Source organism: Hydrogenophaga sp. (genome assembly GCF_019264445.1).
In the GTDB taxonomy this organism is placed as follows: domain Bacteria; phylum Pseudomonadota; class Gammaproteobacteria; order Burkholderiales; family Burkholderiaceae_C; genus Hydrogenophaga.
Genome location: NZ_JAHVAB010000069.1, coordinates 62,859 through 85,945, shown reverse-complemented (window position 1 = coordinate 85,945; position 23,087 = coordinate 62,859). Strand labels below are relative to the sequence as shown.

At 68.5% G+C, this 23,087-nt stretch carries 18 protein-coding genes and 1 pseudogene; 11 read left to right on the top strand and 8 right to left on the bottom strand.

What is annotated here, in order from left to right; translation table 11 throughout:
- Positions 1-56: 56 nt before the first annotated feature.
- From glgB to KXJ60_RS15355, 7 genes and pseudogenes are all read left to right on the top strand, one after another.
- Complete coding sequence (glgB, locus tag KXJ60_RS15385; RefSeq protein ID WP_291129873.1) at positions 57-1,970, top strand: 1,4-alpha-glucan branching protein GlgB; 1,914 nt, start codon at positions 57-59, stop codon at positions 1,968-1,970.
- A complete protein-coding gene (gene glgX / locus KXJ60_RS15380) occupies positions 1,967-4,144 on the top strand; it encodes a glycogen debranching protein GlgX (protein ID WP_291129783.1) in 2,178 nt (725 codons plus the stop codon). Before glgB ends, glgX begins: the two co-directional genes overlap by 4 nt.
- A complete protein-coding gene (malQ, locus tag KXJ60_RS15375; protein WP_291129780.1) occupies positions 4,141-5,646 on the top strand; it encodes a 4-alpha-glucanotransferase in 1,506 nt (501 codons plus the stop codon). The genes glgX and malQ overlap by 4 nt, the downstream gene beginning before the upstream one ends.
- A gap of 72 nt (positions 5,647-5,718) precedes the next feature.
- Entirely contained in the window at positions 5,719-6,978 is a 1,260-nt protein-coding gene (glgC, locus tag KXJ60_RS15370) for a glucose-1-phosphate adenylyltransferase (RefSeq protein WP_291129778.1), read from the top strand.
- A complete protein-coding gene (gene glgA, locus KXJ60_RS15365) occupies positions 6,975-8,495 on the top strand; it encodes a glycogen synthase GlgA (protein WP_291129775.1) in 1,521 nt (506 codons plus the stop codon). The genes glgC and glgA overlap by 4 nt, the downstream gene beginning before the upstream one ends.
- A 55-nt stretch (positions 8,496-8,550) precedes the next feature.
- Entirely contained in the window at positions 8,551-11,019 is a 2,469-nt protein-coding gene (locus KXJ60_RS15360; RefSeq protein WP_291129773.1) for a glycogen/starch/alpha-glucan phosphorylase, read from the top strand.
- A 205-nt stretch (positions 11,020-11,224) separates the two neighbouring features.
- Positions 11,225-11,932, top strand: a pseudogene (locus tag KXJ60_RS15355) (ABC transporter ATP-binding protein); the annotation flags it as partial.
- Here the strand turns inward: KXJ60_RS15355 and KXJ60_RS15350 are convergent.
- Together KXJ60_RS15350 and KXJ60_RS15345 are read right to left on the bottom strand one after the other, a co-directional pair.
- On the bottom strand, positions 11,926-12,597 hold the full coding sequence (locus KXJ60_RS15350) for a DUF6064 family protein (protein WP_291129771.1): 672 nt from the start codon (positions 12,595-12,597) through the stop codon (positions 11,926-11,928). The pseudogene KXJ60_RS15355 and the gene KXJ60_RS15350 sit on opposite strands and share 7 nt — an antisense overlap.
- A 9-nt stretch (positions 12,598-12,606) precedes the next feature.
- On the bottom strand, positions 12,607-13,566 hold the full coding sequence (locus KXJ60_RS15345) for an aldo/keto reductase (protein ID WP_291129768.1): 960 nt from the start codon (positions 13,564-13,566) through the stop codon (positions 12,607-12,609).
- A gap of 190 nt (positions 13,567-13,756) precedes the next feature.
- On the opposite strand from KXJ60_RS15345, the gene KXJ60_RS15340 reads away from it, so the two are divergent.
- A complete protein-coding gene (locus KXJ60_RS15340; protein ID WP_291129765.1) occupies positions 13,757-14,473 on the top strand; it encodes a hypothetical protein in 717 nt (238 codons plus the stop codon).
- Positions 14,474-14,489: 16 nt separating this feature from the next.
- Here KXJ60_RS15340 and KXJ60_RS15335 read toward each other — a convergent pair whose 3' ends face one another.
- Together KXJ60_RS15335 and gloA are read right to left on the bottom strand one after the other, a co-directional pair.
- Complete coding sequence (locus tag KXJ60_RS15335; RefSeq protein WP_291129763.1) at positions 14,490-15,110, bottom strand: glutathione S-transferase N-terminal domain-containing protein; 621 nt, start codon at positions 15,108-15,110, stop codon at positions 14,490-14,492.
- Between the two features lie 11 nt (positions 15,111-15,121).
- Positions 15,122-15,541, bottom strand: a complete 420-nt coding sequence (gene gloA, locus KXJ60_RS15330; protein ID WP_291129760.1) for a lactoylglutathione lyase — start codon at positions 15,539-15,541, stop codon at positions 15,122-15,124.
- A gap of 171 nt (positions 15,542-15,712) precedes the next feature.
- Here gloA and KXJ60_RS15325 point away from each other — a divergent pair, with 171 nt between their 5' ends.
- Together KXJ60_RS15325 and KXJ60_RS15320 are read left to right on the top strand one after the other, a co-directional pair.
- Positions 15,713-16,840 (top strand): epoxide hydrolase family protein, encoded by a 1,128-nt coding sequence (locus KXJ60_RS15325; protein WP_291129753.1) that lies wholly within the window; start codon positions 15,713-15,715, stop codon positions 16,838-16,840.
- Between the two features lie 78 nt (positions 16,841-16,918).
- On the top strand, positions 16,919-17,452 hold the full coding sequence (locus tag KXJ60_RS15320; protein ID WP_291129750.1) for a MarR family transcriptional regulator: 534 nt from the start codon (positions 16,919-16,921) through the stop codon (positions 17,450-17,452).
- Positions 17,453-17,488: 36 nt separating this feature from the next.
- On the opposite strand, the gene KXJ60_RS15315 is transcribed toward KXJ60_RS15320, so the two are convergent.
- From KXJ60_RS15315 to KXJ60_RS15300, 4 genes are all read right to left on the bottom strand, one after another.
- Positions 17,489-18,436, bottom strand: coding sequence for a PDR/VanB family oxidoreductase (locus KXJ60_RS15315; protein ID WP_291129741.1), 948 nt, complete (start codon positions 18,434-18,436; stop codon positions 17,489-17,491).
- Between the two features lie 31 nt (positions 18,437-18,467).
- On the bottom strand, positions 18,468-19,559 hold the full coding sequence (locus KXJ60_RS15310; protein WP_291129738.1) for an aromatic ring-hydroxylating dioxygenase subunit alpha: 1,092 nt from the start codon (positions 19,557-19,559) through the stop codon (positions 18,468-18,470).
- A 36-nt stretch (positions 19,560-19,595) separates the two neighbouring features.
- Positions 19,596-20,645 carry a TRAP transporter substrate-binding protein gene (locus KXJ60_RS15305; RefSeq protein WP_291129735.1) on the bottom strand — a complete coding sequence of 350 codons (1,050 nt, stop codon included), beginning with the start codon at positions 20,643-20,645 and terminating at the stop codon, positions 19,596-19,598.
- Positions 20,646-20,826: 181 nt separating this feature from the next.
- On the bottom strand, positions 20,827-22,053 hold the full coding sequence (locus tag KXJ60_RS15300; RefSeq protein WP_291129732.1) for an FAD-dependent monooxygenase: 1,227 nt from the start codon (positions 22,051-22,053) through the stop codon (positions 20,827-20,829).
- 109 nt (positions 22,054-22,162) lie between these two features.
- On the opposite strand from KXJ60_RS15300, the gene KXJ60_RS15295 reads away from it, so the two are divergent.
- Positions 22,163-23,086, top strand: coding sequence for a LysR family transcriptional regulator (locus tag KXJ60_RS15295; RefSeq protein WP_291129731.1), 924 nt, complete (start codon positions 22,163-22,165; stop codon positions 23,084-23,086).
- Position 23,087 lies beyond the last annotated feature (1 nt).

The following is a 23,087-nucleotide window of genomic DNA, read 5'->3' as shown; positions in this document are numbered from 1 at the left end:
AAGGCCAGAGGCGATCCTGTGCAAGCAGTGCCAGAATGACCCGACAGGCCGCGCACATGACACCCACACCCCACCCCCCTGAAAGCCCCTCCCACAGCTTCTGGCTGGGCGAGACCGATGTCTGGCTGTTGGCCGAGGGCAAGCACCTGCGCCCCTGGCAGAAGCTGGGCGCCCACGCCACCACGCTGGACGGGCAGCGCGGCACCGCCTTTGCCGTCTGGGCGCCGCACGCGCGCCAGGTGGCGCTGGTGGGCGACTTCAACCAATGGCGCGCGCAGCCCATGCGCCTGCGCCCCGAGTGCGGGGTGTGGGAGCTGTTCGTGCCCGGCGCGGCGGTGGGCGACTGGTACAAATTCGAGGTGCAGGGCAGCGACGGCCGCCACGTCTTCAAGACCGACCCCTACGCCCGCGAAACCGAGCTGCCGCCGGGCAACGCGGCGCGCGTGTGCGAGCCCTTGCGTCCAACGCCCGAGCGAGGCAGCGCTGCCCATGAGCGGCCTGACCTGCCCATGGCCATCTACGAGGTGCACGCCGGCTCCTGGCGCCGGCCCGGCGGGCCGCACACCGTCCCCACCTGGGACGAACTCAGCACGCACCTCGTGCCCTATGTGGTGGAGATGGGGTTCACCCACATCGAACTGATGCCGGTGAGCGAACACCCGTTCTACGCCTCGTGGGGCTACCAGCCCACCGGCCTGTACGCCCCCACCGCGCGCCACGGCTCACCCGAATCGTTTCGCCGCTTCGTAGAGACGGCACACACCGCCGGCCTGAAGCTCATCCTGGACTGGGTGCCCGCGCACTTCCCCACCGACGAACACGCCCTGGCCCGCTTCGACGGCACGGCGCTGTACGAACACGCCGACCCGCGCGAAGGCTTCCACCGCGACTGGAACACCCTCATCTACAACTTCGGCCGCTTTGAAGTGCGCAACTTCCTGGTGGGCAACGCGCTGTTCTGGGTGGAGCAGTACGGCATCGACGGCCTGCGGGTGGACGCGGTGGCCTCCATGCTCTACCGCGACTACAGCCGCCCGGCCGGCGAGTGGGTGCCCAACGCGCACGGCGGGCGCGAAAACCTGGAGGCCATCGCCTTCCTGCGCGAGGTGCACGAGGTGCTGCACCAGCAGGCCCCGCGTGCCATCACCTGCGCCGAAGAGTCCACCGCCTTCCCGCGCGTGACCGGCGCCCTGTCCGAAGGCGGCCTGGGCTTCGACCACAAATGGAACATGGGCTGGATGCACGACACGCTGTCGTACTTCGCGCTCGACCCGGTCCACCGCCGCTGGCATCACCACAAGCTCACCTTCGCGATGATGTACGCGCACACCGAAAACTACGTGCTGCCGCTCTCGCACGACGAGGTGGTGCACGGCAAGGGCTCCCTGCTCCACAAGATGGCCGGCGACCGCTGGCAACAGCTGGCCAACCTGCGCGCGCTGTACGCCTGGATGTACGCGCACCCGGGCAAGAAGCTGCTCTTCATGGGCGCCGAGCTGGCCCAGCCCACCGAGTGGAACCACGACGCCGAGCTGCCCTGGCACCTGTTGCAGGAGCCGGCGCACGCCGGCATGCAGCACCTCGTGCGCGACCTCAACCACGTCTACCGCAGCGCCCCGGCCCTGCACGCACGCGACACCGACCCCCACAGCTTCCAGTGGCTGGTGGTGGACGACGCGGACCACTCGGTGCTGGCCTTCGCGCGCTACGGCCACGCGCTCGAAGACACGGTGGTGGTCATTGCCAACCTCACGCCCCTGGTGCGCCACGGCTACCGCGTGGGCCTGCCGCACGGCGGGCACTGGCAGGAGCGGCTCAACACCGACTCCAGCCACTACGGCGGCAGCAACGTGGGCAACCACGGCCGCGTGCAAGCTGAAGACAACGCGCAACACGGGCAGCGCTGGTCGGCCAGCTTCACGCTGCCACCGCTCGGCGTGCTCTGGCTGCAACCGGAGGTGGGTGCATGACCGCCGGCACCGCGCCGGCCCTCGGTGCCCATCTGCGCCAGCAGGCCGGCATCGACGGCGTGAACTTCTCGGTGTGGGCCCCCGATGCGCACGGCATCGACCTGTGCCTCTTCGAACCCGGCGCAGCCAGCGAAAGCCGGCGCGTGGCCCTGCGGCCAGCGGGCGACGGCCTCTGGGCGGCCTTCGTGCCCGGCCTGGCCGCCGGCCAGCACTACGGCCTGCGCGCCAGCGGCCCGTGGCAGCCCGAGGCGGGCCACCGCTTCAACCCGGCGCGCCTGCTGCTCGACCCCTGGGCGCTGGCGCTGGTGGGCGACACCGAACGCCTGGCCTTGCAGACCGGCCATGCCTGCGCCGATCCGCTGCACCCCACGCAGCCCTGGGGCGAGCACCAGCCCGACCCGGCCGACAACGCCGCCCACATGCCGCGCTGCGTGGTGGTGGACGCGCAGGCCGAGCTGAGCGCCGCGCAGCGCATCGCGCCCCGCCCCGCCATTGCCCGTGACCGCGTGGTGATCTACGAGGCGCATGTGAAAGCCCTCACCCGCCTGCACCCTGAGGTGCCTGAGGAGCAGCGCGGCACCTACGCCGCGCTGGCGCACCCAGCCGTGGTGCAGCACCTGCAGCGCCTGGGCATCACCACCGTGTGCTTGCTGCCGGTGCACCAGCACATCAGCGAGCGCCACCTGCTCGAACGGGGCTTGAGCAACCACTGGGGCTACAACACGCTCAACGCGTTCGCCCCCGAGCCGGCCTACGCGGCCGCCCCAGCCGACGACCCCGCCGCCGTGCGCGCCGAGTTCCGCCACATGGTCGACACCCTGCACCGCGCCGGCATCGAGGTGGTGCTCGACGTGGTGTTCAACCACACCGCCGAAAGCGATCTGAATGGCCCCACGCTGAGCTGGCGCGGCCTCGCTCAGAACCGCTGGTACGCCATGGGCGAGCGCGGCGTGCCGCACAACTTCAGCGGCACCGGCAACAGCCTGGCGTTCAGCGAACCGCGCGTGCTGCAGTGGGTGATGGACAGCCTGCGCTGGTGGGTACAGGCCTTCGGTGTAGACGGTTTCCGGTTTGACCTCGCCGTCTCGCTCGGCCGCGACGCAGCCCTTGGCCATGCGTTCAACCCGCGCAGCGCCCTGCTCAGCGCCATGGCGCAAGACCCGGTTCTGCGCAGCGTGCGACTCATCGCCGAGCCGTGGGACGTGGGCCCGGGCGGCTACCACACCGGCGGGTTCGACGCTGGCTGGCTGGAGTGGAACGACCGCTTTCGCGACGGCGTGCGCGCCTTCTGGCTCGGCCACGCGGGCACGCGCGGCGAGCTCGCCACCCGCACCTGCGCCAGCGCCGACCTGTTCCACCGCCAGGGCCGCCTGCCCACCGCCAGCGTGAACATGGTCACCGCGCACGACGGCTTCAACCTCGCCGACCTCACCGCCTACCAGCACAAGCACAACGCCGCCAACGGCGAGGACAACCGCGACGGCCACGGCCACAACCTGAGCGCCAACGGCGGCGTGGAAGGCACCACCGACGACCCTGCCGTGCTGCACCGCCGCGCCCTCTGGCGGCGCGCCCTCCTGGCCACGCTCTTCTGCGCACAGGGCACGCCCCAGCTGCTGGCCGGCGACGAGCTCGGCCACAGCCAGCAGGGCAACAACAATGTGTATTGCCAGGACAACGCCATCACCTGGCTGGACTGGGCACAGGCCGACGCCTCGCTGACCGGTTTCGTGGCCGGCCTGGCCGCACTGCGGCGCCAGCACCCGGGCCTGCGCCACGCGTGTTGGTTTGAAGGCCCGGGCGACGCCCCCCACACCGCCCCGCCCCACACCGCCCCGCCCGACATCGCCTGGCTCGACACCGACGGCCATCCCATGACGCCCGAGGCCTGGCAGGCCCACGACCGCCGCACCCTGACGGCCCTCATCACCGTGGGCGACGACGGAGCCGCGCCCACGGAACGCCTGTGCGTGGTCTGGCATGCCGGTCCCGGCACCATCACCTTGCCGCTCCCCGGCGGGAAATGGACCGTGGTGATGGACAGCGCAGACGCCGCCGTGAACCTCGACCACCCCGCCACCGAAGCCGGCCACACCACGCTCAACGAGACCGGCGTGCGCGTGCTGGTCCAAGGCTTGCATGTGCCCGAGGGTCATTCCCCCGGCCGTTCATGAACACCACCGTCCACCCCCTGCTTTCGCGCCGCACCAGCGGTGTGCTGCTGCACATCACCAGCCTGCCCGGCCCCCACGGCTCGGGCGACTTCGGCGTGGGTGCGCGCCATTTCGTGGACTGGCTGGTGTCCGCCGGCCAGTCGCTGTGGCAGATCCTGCCGCTGTCGCCCGCCGGCCCGGGCAACTCGCCGTACCAGAGCGTCTCGGCCTTTGCCGGCAGTCCGCTCCTCGTCGACCTCGAAGACCTGGTGCAGATGGGCTGGCTGCCCTGGATGCCCACGCAGGGCTTCGACCACCACCGCTGCGATTTCGAGCGCGTGGCACCCTGGCGCATGGCCAGCCTGCGCAAGGCCTGGGACGGCTTCAACCTGCGCGCCACGCCCGAGAGCCGCGCGGCGCTGGCCGACTTCTGCACCGAACACGCCCACTGGCTCGACGACTACGCCCTCTTCATGGTGCTCAGCGAACGACATGTCGGCAGCTGGCCGCAGTGGCCCGCACCGCTGGCCCGGCGCGACGCGCAGGCGCTGGACGAGGTGCGGCAGCAATCGCCCAAGGCGCTCGGGTTCTGGCAGTTCGTGCAGTGGCGCTTCTGGGTGCAGTGGCAGGCGCTGCGCGGCTACGCGCACAGCCGGGGTGTGCAGATCGTGGGCGACGCGCCCATCTTTGTGGCGCACCACAGCGCGGATGTGTGGGCCCACGCAGGCCAGTTCCTGCTCGATGACGACTTCGAGCCCCAGGTGGTGGCCGGCGTGCCGCCCGACTACTTCAGCGCCACCGGCCAGCGCTGGGGCAACCCGCTCTACAACTGGCCAGCGATGGCGCAGAACGGCTACCGCTGGTGGAAGGACCGCGTGGCGCACCTCTTCAAGCAGGTCGATGTGGTGCGGCTGGACCACTTCCGCGGCTTCGAGGCGCACTGGGAAATCCCGGCCAGCGAACCCACCGCCGTGGCCGGGCAGTGGCAAACCGGCCCGGGCCTGCCGTTCTTTGCCGAGCTGCAGCAAGAGCTGGGGCCGCTGGCCATCATCGCGGAAGACCTGGGCCTGATCACGCCCGAGGTGAACGCGCTGCGCGAGGCCTGCGGCTACCCCGGCATGCGCATCCTGCAGTTCGCCTTTGGCGGTGGCCCGGGCAACCCCTACCTGCCGCACAACCTCGAGCCCAACTGCGTGGCCTACACCGGCACGCACGACAACGACACCACGCTGGGCTGGTGGCGCACCGCGTCCAGCCACGACAAGGCCACCGCACGCGCCTACCTCGGCCCGGCGGTGGACACCGAGCCGCACTGGACGCTGATCCACGCGCTGTCGCAGACGGTGGCACACACCGTGGTGCTGCCGTTCCAGGATGTCCTGGGCCTGGATGGCAAACACCGCATGAACACACCCGGACAGGCCACCGGCTGCTGGGAGTGGCGCTTCGACTGGCGCCAGATCGACCACCGCCCGGCCGAGCGCCTGCTGGCCATGGTGCGGGCACACGGCCGAATACCCTGAACGCCCCGCACCCCTTCCACCATTTCCACTGCGCACCAAGACGCACACCCACCACCCCCACCGGAGACACGCATGGAAAAGAACTCGCCCCAGCAACTGGCCAAACGCACCATTGCCCTGGTGCTGGCGGGCGGACGCGGCTCGCGCCTGCACGCCCTGACCGACCGGCGCGCCAAGCCCGCCGTCTACTTCGGCGGCAAGTTCCGCATCGTCGACTTCGCGCTCTCCAACTGCCTGAACTCGGGCGTGCGCCGCATCGGCGTGCTCACGCAGTACAAGTCGCACAGCCTGCTGCGCCACCTGCAACGCGGATGGAGCTTCCTGCGCAATGAGTTCAACGAATTCATCGACCTGCTGCCCGCCCAGCAGCGCATGGACGACGAGAGCTGGTACCTGGGCACGGCCGACGCGGTCTACCAGAACCTGGACATCCTGCGCGCCCACAAGCCCGACTACATCCTCGTGCTCGCAGGCGACCACATCTACAAGATGGACTACGCCGACCTGATCGCCGACCACGTGGCCATGGGCAAGAAGTGCACCGTGGCCTGCATCGAGGTGCCCCTGGCCGAGGCCACGGCCTTCGGCGTCATGGACATCGACGCCAACCGCCACATCGTGCGCTTCCTGGAGAAGCCGGCCCAGCCGCCGCCCATGCCGGGCAAGCCCGACACCGCGCTGGCCAGCATGGGCGTGTACGTGTTCAACACCGAGCACCTGTTCGAGGCGCTCCAGCGCGACTCGGGCACCGCCGGCTCCAGCCGCGATTTCGGCAAGGACATCATCCCGGCCATGGTGGCCGCCGGCGAGGCGGTGGCCCACCCCTTCGGCATGTCGTGCGTGAAGAGTTCGCCCGAGGCGCCAGCCTACTGGCGCGATGTGGGCACGGTCGACGCCTACTGGGCGGCCAACCTCGACCTCACGGGCACGATTCCCGAGCTCGACATGTACGACCGCGAATGGCCGATCTGGACCTACCAGGAGCAGCTGCCACCGGCCAAGTTCGTGTTTGATGACGACGGCCGCCGGGGCTGTGCGGTGGACTCGCTGGTCTCGGGTGGCTGCATCATCTCGGGCGCGCTGGTGCGCCGCTCGGTGCTGTTTTCCAAGGTTCGCGTCCACTCGTTCGCCACCGTGGAAGAATCCGTGATCCTGCCCGAGGTCGACATCGGACGCAGCTGCGAACTGCGCAAGGTGGTGATCGACAACGGCTGTGTGATCCCCGATGGCATGAAGATCGGCGTGGACGCGGCAGAAGACGCGCGGCGCTTCTTCCGCACCGACAACGGCGTGGTGCTCGTCACCCGCGCCATGCTCGACAAACTGGAATGAACCCCAAGATCCTCTACGTCTGCTCCGAGGTGTTCCCGCTGCTCAAGACCGGCGGGCTGGCCGATGTGAGCGCAGGCTTGCCGCCCGCCCTGCGGGCCCTGGGCGCCGACGTGCGCCTATTGCTGCCGGCCTTCCCCGGCGTGGTCGCAGGCGTCACGCCCGAAGGCCCCACGCTGCTCGTGCCCGCCGGGGGCAGCCCGGGCCTGCCTTCAGGTCTCGGCCCGCAGGCCACGTCGGCCCACGGGCCCACGCCCTGGCTGCGCGCCGGGCGCATCACCGACAGCGGCGTGCCGGTGTGGCTGCTGCACGCGCCCGGGCTCTACGAGCGCAGCGGCAACCCCTACCTGGACGCCTCGGGCCAGCCCTGGCCCGACAGCGCGGAGCAATTCGCCTGGCTGGGCTGGGCCGCAGCCCTGCTCGGTACCGGGCTGAGCGCCGCCTGGCGACCCGACGTGGTGCACGGCCACGACTGGCACACCGGCCTGGCGTTCGCCTACCTGCGCGAGCTGGCGCGCACGGCGGAGCACCGCCCGGCCACCGTCTTCACCGTGCACAACCTCGCGTACCAGGGCGTGTTCAACGCCAGCCTGCGCCCGCGCCTGGGGCTGCCCGACAGCCTCTTCCACCTGCAGGGGCTGGAGTTCCACGGCCACATCAGCTTCATGAAGGCGGGGCTGAAGTACAGCGACGCCATCACCACCGTGAGCCCGACCTATGCGCGCGAGATCACCGGCCCCGAGCAGGGCTGCGGGCTTGACGGCGTGTTGCGCCAGCGGCAGGCGCAGCTGCACGGCATCCTGAACGGCGTGGACGACGCGGTGTGGAACCCACAAACCGACCCACTGGTGCAACCGGGCTTTGAGGCCGGGCACATGGAGGGCAAGGCCCAGGCCAAGGCCCGGCTGCAACAACGCCTGGGCCTGCAGCCGCGGCCTGATGCGCTGCTGTTCTCGGTGGTGAGCCGACTCACCGAGCAAAAGGGCCTGCACCTGCTGCCCGCGGTGGTCGACGAACTGGTGGGTCGCGGCGGGCAACTCGCGGTGCTGGGCTCGGGCGATGCGGCCATCGAGCAGGCGCTGCGCGCCTGTGCCCAGCGCCACCCCGAACAGGTCGCCCTCACCGTGGGGTACGACGAGGCGCTGGCGCACAGCGTGATCGCTGGCGCCGACGTGATCCTGCTGCCCTCGCGCTTCGAGCCCTGTGGCCTCACCCAGCTCTACGGCCTGCGCTACGGCACGCTCCCTCTGGTGCGCGCCGTGGGCGGGCTGGCCGACACCGTGGTCGACTGCAGCCTGGAAAACCTGGCCGATGGCAGCGCCAGCGGCTTCGTCTTCCGCGACCTCGACGTGCCCGGGCTGACGGCGGCCGTGAAGCGCGCCTTCGCGTTGCAGCGCCGCCCGGCCGAATGGCTTGCCGTGCAGCAGCACGCCATGGCGCTGCGCTTTGACTGGGCGCGCGCGGCCGCCGAGTACCTGAGCGTCTACCGCGCCGCGATGCCCGCCCCAGCCCGCGCCTGAGCGGTCAGCACGTTTATTGCTTCTGCCTTTCGCACCCACCCGCATCCCCACCGCCATGTCCGACACCACGCCCACCCACGATCCCGTCCCGTTCGAATACGACCACCTGGACAACAGCGTGGACGCCTTGCGAAAGTCGATCGCCAACCGCTTGATCTACTCGGTGGGCCGCGATCCGCGCTCGGCCACCCGGCGCGACTGGCTCTTTGCCCTGTTCCACGCCGTGCGCGACCGCATGATGCACCGCTGGCGCGAGACGCTCGCCACCGCACAGGACAGCGACGCCAAGCGTGTGTACTACCTCTCGATGGAATTCCTCACCGGCCGCGCGCTCACCAACGCGATGCTCTCGGTGGGCATCCTGGACGACGCCCGCACCGCCTGCACCCAGCTGGGCGCCGACTTCGATGCGCTGATCGATCTGGAAACCGATGCCGGCCTGGGCAACGGCGGCCTGGGCCGCCTGGCCGCGTGTTTCCTCGACTCCATGGCCACGGTGGGCGTGCCCGGCATGGGCTACGGCATCCGCTACGACTACGGCATGTTTGCCCAGCGCATCGTGGACGGCCGGCAGGTGGAAGAGCCCGACTACTGGCTGATGAACGGCAACCCCTGGGAATTCATGCGCCCCGAGTTCAGCTACACGGTGCAGTTCGGCGGGCGCCTGGTGCAGTCGGCCGACCAGGTGCGCTGGGTCGAAACCGACGACGTGATCGCCACCGCGTACGACACCGGCGTGCCCGGCCACGAGCTCAGCAGCGTGGCCACCATGCGGCTGTGGACCGCGCGCGCCACCAGCGGCATCAACCTCGACGCCTTCAACAAGGGCGACTACATGCGCGCCGTGGAGGCGAAGAACGCCTCGGAAAACGTCTCGCGCGTGCTCTACCCGGACGACAGCACCGACCACGGCAAGGAGCTGCGCCTGCGCCAGGAGTACTTCTTCGTCAGCGCCTCGCTGCAAGACATCGTGCGCCGCTTCAAGCGGCACCAGGGCGACTTCGCGATCTTTGCCGACCGCGTGGCGATCCACCTCAACGACACGCACCCGGCACTGGCCGTGCCCGAGCTCATGCGCCTGCTGGTCGACGAGCAAGGCCTGGAATGGGACACCGCCTGGGACATCTGCAAACGGGTGTTCAGCTACACCAACCACACCCTGATGCAGGAAGCGCTGGAGACCTGGCCGGTCGATCTGATGGGCCGCCTGCTGCCGCGCCACCTGCGCATCATTTACGACCTCAACGCCAACTTCCTGGCCGAGGTGCACGCGCGTTTTCCCGGCGAAAACGACCTGCTGCGCCGCGTGTCGCTGATCGACGAACGCGGCCAGCGCCGCGTGCGCATGGCGTACCTGTCGGTGCTCGCCAGCCACAAGGTCAATGGCGTGTCGGCCCTGCACAGCCAGCTCATGGTGCAGACCATCTTTGCCGACTTCGCGCGTCTCTACCCCGAGCGCTTCTGCAACAAGACCAACGGCATCACGCCCCGGCGCTGGCTCTCGCAGGCCAACCGGCCGCTGGCCGCCCTGGTCGATGCGCGCATCGGCACCACCTGGCGGCGCAACCTCGACGAGCTCTCGCAGTTGCGCGCGTTCGCCACCGACCCCGAATTCGTCAGCGCCTTCCAGGACGCCAAGGCGCAGAACAAGCGCCGGCTGGCCGAGCGCATCGGCGCCGAGACCGGCGTGATCGTCAACCCCAACAGCCTGTTCGACGTGCAGATCAAACGCATGCACGAGTACAAGCGCCAGCTGCTCAACGTACTGCACGTGGTTACGCGCTACCAGCAGATCCTGGCGAATCCGAACGCCGACTGGGTGCCGCGCACGGTGGTGTTTGCCGGCAAGGCGGCCTCGGCCTATTACATGGCCAAGCTGGTGATCAAGCTCATCAACGACGTGGCGCGCGTGGTCAACCACGACAAGCGCATAGGCGACAAGCTCAAGGTGGTGTTCATCCCCAACTACCGCGTGTCGCTGGCCGAGGTGATCATCCCCGCGGCCGACCTGTCCGAGCAGATTTCCACCGCCGGCACCGAGGCCTCGGGCACCGGCAACATGAAGTTCGCGCTCAACGGAGCGCTCACCATCGGCACCTGGGACGGCGCCAACATCGAGATCGCCGAACACGTGGGGCTGGAGCACATCTTCATCTTCGGCCACCGCACCGAACAGGTGGCCGCCCTGCGCGCCAGCGGCTACAACCCGCGCCGCTACTACGACCACAACTACGACCTCAAGACCGCCATCGACCGCATCGCCGAGGGCGCGTTCAGCCCCGAAGAACCTGGCCGCTTTCACGACATCACGCACACGCTGCTGGAGTCCGACTACTACCTGCTGCTGGCCGACTACACCGACTACCTGGCCACGCAACACAAGGTCGACGCGCTCTACCGCAACCCTGCTGAGTGGACCCGACACGCCGTGATGAACGTGGCGGGCATGGGCGCCTTCTCGTCGGACCGCACCATCCGCGAATACGCCAGCGAGATCTGGAACGTCAAGCCGCTGTTCCAGTAGCCCCCACGCTCCGCCGCTGCGCGGGTCGCTGCCCCCGAGGGGGCTGGGCCTGCCTTGGGGCGGCCCGGCGGCTGGCCCTGGAGGGTATTGCCCCCACGCTCCGCCGCTGCGCGGGTCGCTGCCCCCCGAGGGGGCTGGGCCTGCCTTGGGGCGGCCCGGCGGCTGGCCCGCTGACCCCCACGCTGCGTCGGAGCCGATCAAAGTGGAGATGCTGGGTGTGGGGCAGCTGGTGGCGGGCTATGGCGCGGAGCCGGTGCTGCATGGCATTTCGCTGGCGGTGCGGCGGGGCGAGGCCGTGGCCTTGCTGGGCGCCAATGGCGCGGGCAAGTCCACGCTGATGCGCGCGCTCAGCGGGCTGCACCGGCCGCTGTCGGGCGGTGGCATTCACCTGGAGGGTGAAGACCTGTCGCAGGCCGGCACCGAAGCCATCGTGGCGCGCGGCATGGTGCTGGTGCCCGAAGGCCGACAGGTGTTCCCCGAGCTGAGCGTGCTCGACAACATCCGCCTGGGCGCCTTCCTGCACCCCGAAGGCCGAGAGGCGCGGGTGGAAGAGATGTTGCAGCGCTTCCCGCGCCTGCGCGAGCGGCTGCACCAGAGGGCGGGCCTGCTCTCAGGCGGTGAACAGCAGATGCTGGCGATTGCGCGCGCGCTCATGTCGCGACCGCGCATCCTGTTGCTCGACGAGCCCTCGCTGGGGTTGGCCCCCAAGGTGATCGAAGAGCTGTTTGCCTCGCTCGACCGCCTGCGCAGCGAAGGCATGACCCTGCTGCTGGTGGACCAGATGGCGGGCCTGGCGCTCGCGCTGGCCGACCGCGCCTACGTGATGGAGAGTGGCCACATCGTGGCCCAGGGCAGCTCGGCCGAGATCGCGGCCGACGCGTCGCTGGCCAAGGCGTACCTGGGCGCTCACTGAGCCGCGCGGCCGCGCCACAGCGCAGCGCCCGCCAGCAGCGCAGCGGCCGCAGGCACGGCCGCCTGCGCCGAGCCCATGGTGGCCAGCGTGGCCGCGCTCACCGCGAGCCAGGCCATGGCGCCTGCCACGAGCAAGCCTTGCCACACGCGCGGCCCGCCGCCCACGCACAACAAGAGGCCCAGCGTGGCGATGGCGGTCGGGTCGGGCGCCAGGCCGATCACCTCGGCCTGCGACCAGGGCCGCCCAAACAGCAGGCCCAGCGCGGGGTGCGCGAGCAGCGCCCACAGCAGCAGGGCCAGCCCACCGGCGCGGCGCCCGCGCGACGGCGCGGCGTGCAACGCGCTGCGCGACGACAGCGCCAGCAGCCCCAGCGCCTGCGCGGCAAAGCCCCACGCGAAGCCACTGGCGGCCCAGTTGATGGGCGCGTACCGCTGCCACATGAAAGCCCACGCCACGAACACCCATGCCGCCGCAGCGGCGAACACCCCCACCCGCAGCGTCGGCCCGTGGCGCCGCCACACCCCCACGACCAGCAGCGCTGTCAGCGCGCAGAAGATCGCCTGCGCCGGCCACCACGCTTCGTTGTGCAGTTCGAACAGCCGCCAGTACGTGCGCGGCGCGAACATCAGAAAGTCAGAAGGCCGGTAGGTCCACCACTCGCTCATGGCGCGGGCCTACAGCGCGGCCACATCGCGCGCCATGCGTGCGCGCAGCGCGGCGTCGGGCAGGGGGCCGCGCGCGGCGGCCATGTTTTGCCGCAGGTGGGCCACCTGGCTGGTGGCCGGAATGGCGCAGGTCACGCCCGGGTGCGACACCACAAACTTCAGCGCCACCTGCGCCCAGTGTTCGCAGCCGAGGTTTTTCGCCCAGCCCGGCAGCGGGTGGCGCGCCAGCTGGTCGAGCAGGGCGCCTTCGCGAAACGGGCGGTTCACCAGCACCGCGATGCCGCGCTCCTGCGCCAGCGGCAGCAGGCGCTGCTCGGCCTCGCGGTCCAGCAGGTTGTAGGAGAGCTGCACGAAGTCGATGGGCTGCGTGCGCATGATGCGTTCGAGCTCGGCATGGCGCCGCCCCTCTGAGGTGCTGATGCCCACATACCGCAGGCGGCCACGGGCCTTCATGTCGAACAGGCGCGGCAGGTGCGCCTCCCAGGCCAGCAGGTTGTGCACCTGCATCAGGTCGAACCGGGGCACGCCCCAGAAGCCGCGCGAGGCTTCCATCTGCGCGGCACCGCGCGCCGCGTCGCCCACCCAGACCTTCTCGGCGGAAAACAGCGTGGCGGGCTGCTGCAGTTTGGCCAGCGCGTGGCCGATGGTCGGTTGCGACGAGCCGTACATGGGCGAGCTGTCGATGAGACGCCCACCCGCCTCGAAGAAGGCGCGCACCACCTCCGCGCAGGCATCGCGCGCCCGCGCGTCGTTGCCCACGTTGAAGGTGATCCAGCTGCCCAGGCCCACCACCGGCAGGGCTTCGCCGCTGGAGGGGATGCGGCGGGTGATCAGGCCACCCGCGGTGGCTTGCGCGTTCGACACCATCGGCCAAGCGATGGTCAGTGCAGCGGCACCGAGTGCGCCGCCCAGCCAGTGCCGTCGGCCGGGTGCGAAAAGCGCAGGTGCGCAGGTGGGGGGTGTCTTCATGCCGATCGGACGTGATGTGGGCCCCGAAGTTCCGCCGCCGGGGTCTCATGGTCAGGCTTCTCGCCGCTGGCACACCCGACTTGAGTCGGGTCCTGCCGTTGCCCCCGGTTTTTATACTGCGTTGATCAGACAGCAGCGAGGCCGTCCCACCAGAAACGCGGATGAGCCGAGCCCTTCAGGAACACGCCACATGAAATGTCCAGTAACGCTGTCTTTGGCGGGCCTGTGCTGGCCGCTGGCCGCCGTCGCGTGCCCCATCGGCATGCAGTTCAACGGAAACGGCTGCAGCCCCCCGTACGAGTACACCGGCTGGGACTTGATGCGCGACCGGCGGGCGGCCATCGAGGCCATTGGGTCCCATCGTCAGCCTTCCGGCCCGCCGCTCACCGCCGAGCAGGCGCGCAAACTCGACGAGAACATGAAGCAGCGGGAAAAAGAAAAAGAGGAAAAAAGGAAGGTGCTTGCGCAGGGCGTCTGGGCGGTCGAATCCCTGCCCACACCAGAAGGGAATCTGTGCGCGGCGGTGTTCTCCAAATACACCTTCGAATACCGGGAGTACAAGCCGGAGCATGGCGGGCTCGTAACCATCATGGGATTCCAGAACCCCAAGCCCGATGCATGGCTGATTTTTCATGGTGTGGGGCTGCCCAAGTCACCCCAAGTCGAGAAGATCCGGATCACCCTTCAGCAGGACGAGGAACCTGCCCAGACCCTGCAGGTGTTCAATTACCGGGAGTCCAGGGAGGTGGGCACGATCATGTTTGCTGTGCCCGGGCTGATCGCCATGCTCAATGGCATGAGCGACACGCAAAGATTCAGGTTGTCCGACAACGGGAAACTGCTGTTGGACCTCCAATGGCACAGCGCCGCGCCGGTGATCGAGAAACTGAAGCAGTGCGCCAGATAACGCGGCGCTGCCTTGCTCAGCCGCCTGCCATCACCTTGCGCACCGCCGCGCGCTCGCCCACGGCCTTGAGCCAGCGGTCGGTGGCAGGGGTGTCGCCCAGCGCGCCTCGGGAGAGGTCTTTCACGCGTTTGAGCCAACCGGCGGTGGAGCAGAACGACGGGATGTCGGCCACGGAGTAGTTGCCCGCCAGGAATTCGACTTCCGACAGGCGCTTTTCCTGCACCTTGAACATGCGCACGCAGTCGCTGGTGAAGCGCTCGATGGCCGAGGGCAGCTGCTCGGGTGCGTCCACAAAGTGGTGCAGCTGTGGCAGCGCACCGCCCAGGCTGCTGGTGCCCCAGATGAGCCACGCCATGGTGTTGGCGCGCGCGGCGGGCTCGGTGGGCAGCAGGCGCCCCGATGCCTCGGCCAGGTAGAGCAGGATGGCGGCGGTTTCGAACACCGCCACCGGCCCGGTGGGCGTGTGGTCGACGATGGCCGGGATCTTGTTGTTGGGCGAGATCTTCAGGAAGGCGGGCGCGAACTGCTCGCCCTTCGTGATGTCCACGGTGCGCACCGTGTACTCGGCGCCGGCTTCCTCCAGCATGATCTGCGCCTTGCGGCTGTTGGGGCCTGGCCAGGTGTAGAAGTCGATCATGTCGGGGCTCCTCAGGCGGCCACGGTCTTGGCGTCGATCAGCTCGATCTTGTAGCCATCAGGGTCTTGCAGAAAGGCCAGCACCAGGGTGTCGTTCTTCATGGGGCCCGCCTCGCGGATGACCTTGGCGCCTTTGGCCTTGAGCTCGTCGCACACCTTGTAGATGTCTTCCACGGCGATGGCGATGTGGCCGTAGCCGTTGCCCAGGTCGTAGTCGGTGGGCTGGTCCCAGTTGTGGGTGAGCTCGATCACGGCGTGGTCGATCTCGGCGCCGTAGCCCACGAAGGCCAGCGAGAAACGGCCCTCGGGGTAGTCCTTGCGGCGCAGCAGCTTCATGCCGAGCAGGCGCGTGTAGAAGTCGAGCGAGGCGTCGAGGTCGCGCACGCGGATCATGGTGTGCATCACGCGGTGCGGGGTGGTGGAAGAGGTCATGTGTCGTCTCCGTCGGGGTTCATCGTGGTTCGATTTCTGCCTTTGAGTTGCAGTATCAACTCAAAGCCTAACGATTGTGAGTTGCCATGTCAACCGTGTTTTGACTGACTTGTGTTCACGGGTTGTCATGTCAACAATGTGGGCATTTCCGCCAAAGACCGAGGAGACACCATGACGCAAGCCGATGCATTTCAGATAGACGTGCCGCAGGCCATGACCGACCGCATCACCCAGCGGCTTGAAGGCTACGAATGGCCGCGCCTGCCGGGCGGTGAGCCCTGGAAGATGGGCATGGACGAGGCCGGCCTGCGTGGGCTGGTGGACCATTGGCTGCATGGCTTTGACGCCGCCGCCCAGCTGCAGCGGCTCAACCGCCAGCCGCAGTACCGCGCGCAGGCCGGCGGCGTCGGCCTGCACTTTGTGCACCACCGGGGCCAGGGCGACCGGGGGCTTCCGCTGGTGCTGCTGCACGGCTGGCCCAGCAGCTACCTGGAGTACCTGGACGTGGCCGAAGCGCTCGCGCGGGACCACGACGTGGTGGTGGTGTCGTTGCCCAACACGGGGTTTTCTGAACAGACCGCCACGCTGATGGGCCCGCGCGCGATGGCGCACGCGGTGCACGCGCTCATGACCGGGGTGCTGGGCTACACCCGCTATGTGGCGCACGGCTCCGACTGGGGGTCCATCCTCGCGAGCTGGCTGGGCAACGACTTCCCGGCCGAGGTGGCGGGCATTCACATGAGCATGATCAGCCCGCGCTTCGTGGCGGGCGCGGTGCAGGGCCCCGAGGAGCAGCAATGGCTGGCCGGCTTTCGTGAACGCTTCGAGGACGACGGCGCGTACTTCCGCCAGCAGACGTCGCGGCCGCACACGCTGGCCTTCTTGCTGGCCGACAGTCCGGTGGGCTTGATGGCCTGGCAGGCCGAGAAGTTCATGGCCTGGTCCGACCCGGCCCTGGGCAGCGCCAGCGAGAAGATCGCCCAGCCCGCCTGGAAAGACCGCCTCGTGCTCAACACCTGGCTGCAGCTGGTGAGCGGTACCGCAGCGTCCGCCACGCTGATCTACCGGGGGCTGGCGGTGGAGGGCGCACCGGGCTTTCCGCAGGGCGGGCGGGTGAACGTGCCGGTGGCCATTGCCGCCATGCGCGACCCGGCCTTTCCCGCGCCGCCGCGCTCGCTGGTGGAGCGCGTGTACCGCGTGGAGCGCTGGAGCGACTACGCGCACGGCGGGCACTTTCCCGGGTACGAAGCGCCCGACCTGCTGGGCGCCGATCTGCGGGCCTTCGCGCAGGCGTTGTAAGGCGCTGGAGGAGCCCGGGTTGCAGTGGCAACAGGTAAAGTAGCGGCCTGTTTCAATCTCCCGGAAAGTGGATTCACGATGGCGACACGGCGCGGCAACACGGCGGTGCGACAAGGGCGCAAGGTGCTCAACCTCTCGGGGTACGTCACCTTCTATTTCACGGTGCTGGCCAACAAGCTCTCCAGTGGGGCGTCCCGCCTGTACCTCAAGCGTTACGACATCGGCATCATCGAGTGGCGCGTCATGGCCATGCTGGCGGTGGAGCCCCGCATCTCGCCAGTGCGCATCTGCCAGATCATTGGCCTGGACAAAGGGGCGGTGAGCCGCGAGATGCGCAAGCTCGAAGCCAAGGGCTACCTCTCCATCGACGAAGACCCCGAGAGCACCCGCCGGCGCACGCTGGAGCTCACGCCGCAGGGTTATGCGATTCACGACGAAATCATCCGCACGGCGCTGGAGCGCGAGCGCCGCCTGCTCAAGGGCTTGTCGGCCGAAGAAGTCGAGACGCTGCTGAACCTGCTGGTGCGCACGACGGCCAACATCCCCTTCGTCAACGAGTACGAGCCACCTGCCGAGGCGCAGAGCCCCGTCGCGCGCAAGAAGAAGGCCTGAGGAGCGCCCGCCGGCTTTCAAGGCGCTGCCCTGTGGTCAGAGGTCCAGCACCAGCGTGCCGCGACCGCGCGAACAGCACGGCGTGATCTGGTCACCCCGGCTGCGCTCGGAAGCTGTGAGGAAACTGTCGCGGTGCTCGATGTCCCCCGAGACCACGCGCGTGACACAGGTGCCGCAGATGCCTTGTTCACACGACACGGGAATGCAAACGCCATGGCGCTCCAGCGCGCTGGTGATCGACGCCTGCGGGCCGATCTCGATGCGCTGACCGGTCGAGGCAATCTCCACGCAAAAGGCTTGGCCCGAGGCCGCAGACACAGCCGAGAAGTGCTCGACGTGGAGGTGGGCTTCGGGCCAGCCGTGTGCGCGGGCGGCCTGGCAGACATGCTCGATGAAGCCCTTGGGGCCGCACACATACAGGTGCGTGCCGGCCGGGTCTTCCTGCGCGAGGCGGTCCATCTGCAGGCGTTGTTCGGGGGCGCCGTCGTCCAGGTGCAGCCGCGTGCGTGCGGCGTACGGCGCCACGGTGAGCTGGTCCAGAAAGGCGGCGTGGCGGGCCGAGCGCGCGCAGTAGATGAGCTCGAAGTCCTCGTGCGTCTGCCACAGCGCCTCGGCCATGCTCAGCATGGGCGTGATGCCGATGCCCCCGGCAAACAGCAGCGTGCGCCGGGCCGGGGCGAGCGCAAAGAGGTTGCGCGGTGTGCCCACGGTGATCGTGTCGCCCTGCGCAAAGCGCTGGTGCATGGCCGCCGAGCCGCCGCGGGAGTTGGGCTCCAGCAGGATGCCCAGCACATAGCGGTCGGTGTCGGTGGGCGCGTTGCACAGCGAGTACTGGCGCGTGATCACGGGGGTGATGTGCACGTCGATGTGCGCGCCTGCGGTGAACGCGGGCAGCGGCCGGCGCTGCGGGTCGCGCAGCTCCAGGCTCACGATGCCCTGCGCCACCACGCGCCGCTCGGTGATCTGAAGGTCAAGAAGCGTCATGAAGGGTGGGCGGGCATCCAGGCCCGCCGGATCACTTGGCCACGCTGATGGGAATCTCGTGGCGCGTGGGGGCGCTCACGGGCACGGCCTGGGTCTGTTCTTCGTCGAACATGCGCTTGATGATGCGGCGCAGCTGCACGCGCGTGGCATCGCACACCATGTCGACCAAGTGGGCCTCGCCCTTCTCGTCGATGTTCGCCTGCTGCCCCTCGCAGAAGATCTTGTCTTCCATGAACGCTTCGGCGATGTGGTCGAACAGCAGCTCGGTGGCCTGCGGATCGTCCTGCTTGTAGCCGTTGGCCGGCGTGAAGAAGTAGAAGCAGGTGTTCTCGGTCTCGGGCGTGAGGCCGTGGAAGATGCGCAGCGAGAAGCCGCCCTCGCGGCGGTTGTGCTCGCGCGCGCCGGTGCCGGTCTTGACCGCGCCGCTCCACTGCAGGATGTTGCTCGGCGCGGAGAACGCGAACTCCTGCCAGCGGTCGACGTTGCTGCCGCCGAAGTCCACCGCCTTGGTGTAGGTGGGTGGCGGCACGGAGTTGATCATCCAGCGCACGTACTTCAGGCTCTTCTCGTCGCGTGTGACGTCCATCTCGGCCTTCACGTGCGTCATCGGGTTGCCGCCGATGGTGGTCTTGTGCACATAGCCCAGGTGGGTGAGGTCCATCAGGTTGTCGACCATCAGCATGTAGCCCGACTTGATGTGATAGAAGCCGTGCTTGTGGGGCCAGTTCTTGTGGTCGTCGTTGTACGGGTAGTCGACGATCAGGCTCTCGTCGGCCAGTGCCGGGTCGCCCATCCAGATCCAGATGAACTCGTTCTTCTCCACCACCGGGTAGGCGCGCACGCGGGCCTTCTCGGGAATGCGGTCCTGCCCCGGGATGTGCACACATTTGCCCGAGCAGTCGTGCACCACGCCGTGGTAGCCGCACTCCAGGCCCTCCTCGACCACCGTGCCCAGCGAGAGCGGGGCGCCGCGGTGGCAGCACATGTCGGCCAGCGCGGCGATCTTGCCGCTGTGCTTGTCGCGGAAGAACACGATGGCCTCGTTGCAGATGCGGCGCGGGAAAGGCTTGTCGGCCACATCTTCGCTCCAGGCGGCGATGTACCAGGTGTTGAGGACGAACATGGGGGTCTCCTGTCTCTCTTGGGATGCCGCGGCGTGTTACGCGCCGCTCTTGGAATGCTTGGCGATCAGCGACTTGGCCGAGGCCAGCAGCTTGGGGCCGTCAAAGCCGCGCTTGTTCATGTCGGCCACCCACGCTTCTTCCACGTGCGACGACAGCTTGATGAACTCCTGCGTCTCGGCCGCGCCGATGGTGATGATCGTGTTGCCCCGGTCCTTCGCGGCCTTGAGGCCGATCGCGTCGCTGTCCTGCGTGGTCTTGCCAAACAGTGCCGAGGTTTCGATACCGGAGTTCGCGTCGATCACCTGCTTCAGATCGGGCGGCAGGCTGTCGTACTTCGCCCGGTTCATGGCCATCACGAAGGTGCCGGTGTAGAGCGCGGGGCTGCTGGCCGGGAACTCGCTGTGGAACTTGGTGAGCTCGTGCACCTTGACCGATGGCACCACGTCCCACGGCATGGCCAGGCCGGTGATCACGCCTTTGGACAGCGCATCCGGGGTGGCGGGCAGCGGCAGCGGCACGGGTGTGGCGCCCAGCGAAGCGAGCATGCTGGTCACCGGGCGGCTGGGCGCACGCACCTTCATGCCCTTGAGGTCGGCGGGCGACTTGATGAGCTTGTCGGCACTGTGGAACACCCCCCGCCCGTGCACATGCAACGCCAGCACCTTGGTGTCCTTGAACTCGTCGGGCGCGTTGGTCTGGATGTACTCCCAGTAGGCGCGCGAGGTGGCTTTGGCCTCGGTCATCATGAACGGCATTTCGAACACCTCGCCGCGCGGGAAGCGGCCTGCCGAGTAGCCGGGCAGGGTCCAGATGATGTCGGCCACGCCATCGCGGGCCTGGTCGTAGAGCTGGGGTGGCGTGCCGCCCAGCTGCATGGCCGGGTAGCCCTCGAACTTGATGCGGCCGCCCGACTCCTTCTCCACCTTCTCCATCCAGGGCTTGAGCATGAGCAGCCAGACGTTGGACGTGGGCGCCATGAAGGTGTGGAACTTCAGCGTCACGACCTGCTGCGCGTGGGAAAGAAAGGCGGGGGTGCCCAGGGCGATGGCCGTGCCCGTCTTGAGCAGGGTGCGTCGTTGAATCATGTCTGTCTCCTGTGGTGGATGAAACGGTGTCTTCGGTACCGGTCGCACTGCGGTCGATTCTGGGTCGGCCTTCAGTCAATTTGGTTGCAATAGCAACTCAGATGGGAACGATGCCAGTATTGAGTTGACGTTGCAACTTAGCGGAAGCTCCCTTGACGAGGTGGCGGACAGGTGCTATTTGTCATGCCGCCTCTGCCAGCGCCTGTGCGCCCACATCCACCGACAGCGCGTCGTACTCGAACAGCCAGTCGTAGCGGGCACGCACCTTCTCGGGTGCCCATTCGGTCTCGATGTAGGTGTCCGCACCCTGCGTGGAGGCGAGCGCGGGGTTGTGGAATCGCCGCGCGTTCTCGGCGGACTTCAGCACGATGGCGGCGGTGCGGGTCTGGCGCAGCCGTTCGTAGCGCTGCAGCGCCGTGGCCACGTCATCGGGGCAGCCGTCGATGCAGCGCGCCAGCACCACGCCGTCCTCGATGGCCATCATGGCGCCCTGCGCCAGGAAGGGCAGGGTGGGGTGGCAGGCATCCCCCAGCAGCGTGACGCGCGCCATTCCCCAGCGGGGCAGGGGATCGCGGCCCATCAGCGCCCATTTGAAGGGCCGGCCCAGGCGCTCGATCATGCCCAGCACATCGGCGTGCCAGCCATTGAAGTCGGCCAGGCATTCGTCCATCGTGCCCTGCTCGGTCCACGACTCCTTTTGCCAGGCCGCGCGCTCGACGATGCCCACAAAGTTCATCAGCTCGCCGTTGCGCAGCGGGTAGGTGATGACGTGCGCGCCCGGCCCGACCCAGTTGGTGCCGACCGGGCGCCGCAGGTGTGCGGGCAATGCCTCGGCCGGGATCACGCCGCGCCAGGCCATGCAGCCGGTGTACTGCGGGTCGTCGTCGCCGTGCAGCCGCTGGCGCACGCGCGAGTGCACACCGTCGGCACCGATCAGGGCGTGCGCCCGGCGTGCCGATCCGTCTTCAAAGCGCAGGGCCACGCCGTCGGCGTCTTGTGTGAAGTCGGTGAGGCGCGCGCCCAGGTGCAGCGCCTCGGGCCGCAGGGCCTGGATGGCGCGCACCAGCACGCTGTGCAGGTCGGCGCGGTGCATCATGAGGTAGGGCGAGCCGTAGCGCTCGACCGACTCGGCACCCAGGTCGAACAGGCGCCAGGTGTTGCCGCTGTTCCAGTGCCGGATTTCTTTGGCGCTGGGCTGGCTCGCGCACCGCAGGATGTCCTGCTGCAGGCCGAGCGCAAACAGGCAGCGCGTGCCGTTGGCGCTGATCTGGATGCCTGCACCCACCTCGCCAAACGCGCGCGCCTGTTCAAACACCTCCACCTCGAAGCCGCGCTGCAGCAGGGCCAGCGCTGCGGTGAGCCCGCCGATGCCGGCGCCGGAGATGGCGATGCGGGTCTTTCGGTCCATGGTTCCTGAACTTTCTTGATATGGTTGCAACATCAACCGAATTGCACCACCATGACGTCCATAGGGGAAGTTGGTTTATGAAATGGATTGATTTGCATCGCTTATGAATGTGAGCACCCGACAACTGCAGGCGTTTCTGGCCGTGGCGCGCCTGCAAAGCGTGACCCGAGCGGCCGAGCAGGTCCACCTGTCGCAGGCCGGGCTGAGCCTGCTGCTGCGCGAAATGGAAACGCAGCTGGGGTTGCGTCTGTTTGACCGCACTACCCGCTCGGTGACGCTCACCGAAGGCGGTCGCCAGCTGGTACCGGTGGCCGAGCGCATGCTGCGCGAGTGGTCCGACATCGCCGGCCGGCTCGACAAGCTTTCGGTGGATGTGGCGCGCTCGCTCACGGTGGCGGCCACGCCCCTGGTGTGCTCCAGCGTCATGCCGGTGGTGCTCGGCAACCTGCAAGCCTCGCAGCCCGGCATTCGGGTGCAGGTGCGCGATGTGGACCGAAGCCAGATCGAGGCGCTGGTGCTCTCGGGCGAGGTCGACATGGCGCTGGGCATCCAGTTCAAGGCGGGCTCGGGCATGCGGCGGCAGCGGCTGCTCTCGTTGCCGCTGGTGTGCGTGAGCCCGCGCGAATGGCCTGTCGCAGGCGGTGCGCCCAGGCGCCTTCAGCGCAGCCGCGTGAGCTGGTCCGACCTGGCCGAGGTGCCCCTGATCGGGCTGCCCGTGGGCAACCCGATCCAGCAACTGATCGACCTGCGGCTGCGCGAGATGGGCCGGGCCAACGAAGCGCGCACCACCTTCAACCACCTGCACAGCGTGGTGGCGATGGTCGAGGCCGGCTATGGCGCTGCGGTGATGCCCGCCTTTGTGCAGGGTGCCTGCAGCCGTTATGCGGTGCATGTGTCCGTGATGACCGATCCCGAAGTGCCGCTGGACTTCTACGCGCTGTCCCGCAAAGGCACACACACCACCGAAGCGGCCCGCACCTTTCTGGCGGCGTTCACCGCGCAGCTTCGCGAATACCCCCAACTTCAACACTGAG